At 49.1% G+C, this 927-nt stretch carries 1 protein-coding gene; it reads right to left on the bottom strand.

Features of this window, described 5'->3' with window-relative positions; translation table 11 throughout:
* Positions 1-927 (bottom strand): condensation domain-containing protein (locus NLX74_RS25495; protein WP_254330932.1); only part of this gene is annotated, 927 nt, incomplete at both ends.

Raw genomic sequence — 927 nt, 5'->3', positions numbered from 1 at the left:
ATGGGAAGCAATCGATTGCTCTTGGGTTTGCTTCATCACGTCTGAGAATAAGCTGTCCACTTGACTGCGGATACGCACAGGAATGGTATTGATAAACAGACCAATGATGTGCTCCACATTCGGAATGTCTGCCGGACGTCCAGATACCACGCTGCCAAACACCACATCATCTGTGCCATTATATTTTTGCAGCAACAGGCCCCAAACGGTCTGCATCAACGTATTGATCGTTACCTGATAACGCTTGGCTATGCGCTGAATACCTGCCGTTAGATCCGCGCCCAAGTCAAAATCCAGACGCTCCGCCTGATATTCCGTTTTGCCCTGGATTTTAGCCTGTGGCAGGCGGGACTGTTCCTCATATCCTTCCAGAACCTTGCTCCAGTAACCTGATGCGGCCTGACGATCCTGCTGTTCCAGCCATTCAATATATTGACTGTACGGCGTTACAGGGGCCAGTTCAGGTTGCTTATGAGCCAGTATTGCAAAATAACTCGCAAACACTTCGCCTGTCACCAGCGACAAGCACCAGCCGTCCATCACGATATGGTGGAAGCTCCATACAAAACGGTACGCATCCTCACCTGTGCGCAAAACAGCCACACGCATCAAAGCATCTTGCGCCAGATCAAAGCCTCTTTGCTTGTCTTTGCGCGTATATTCGAGGATGTACTCGTTTTGCCGCTCTTGCTCCATATCCCGCAAATCCTCTACATACAGTTCGCTGCGCTTATTCCGATACACAACCTGAAGTGGTTCATCTTTCCAGCCGCTGTAGAAGTTCGTGCGTAGTACCGTATGCCGCTGCACCAATACATCCAAACTTGCCGCAAACGCATCAATATTAAAATGTCCTTGCAGATCAAAGGAGGCCTGTTCAAAATAAGCTCCTGATTGCGAATCCATCAGATTGTAAAAGAGCATGCC

The sequence above is a fragment of the Paenibacillus sp. MZ03-122A genome, assembly GCF_024213325.1.
Classification (GTDB): Bacteria; Bacillota; Bacilli; order Paenibacillales; family Paenibacillaceae; genus Paenibacillus; species Paenibacillus polymyxa_B.
Note: the sequence above shows the minus strand (reverse complement) of the source record. Positions and strands in the feature narration are given on the sequence as shown.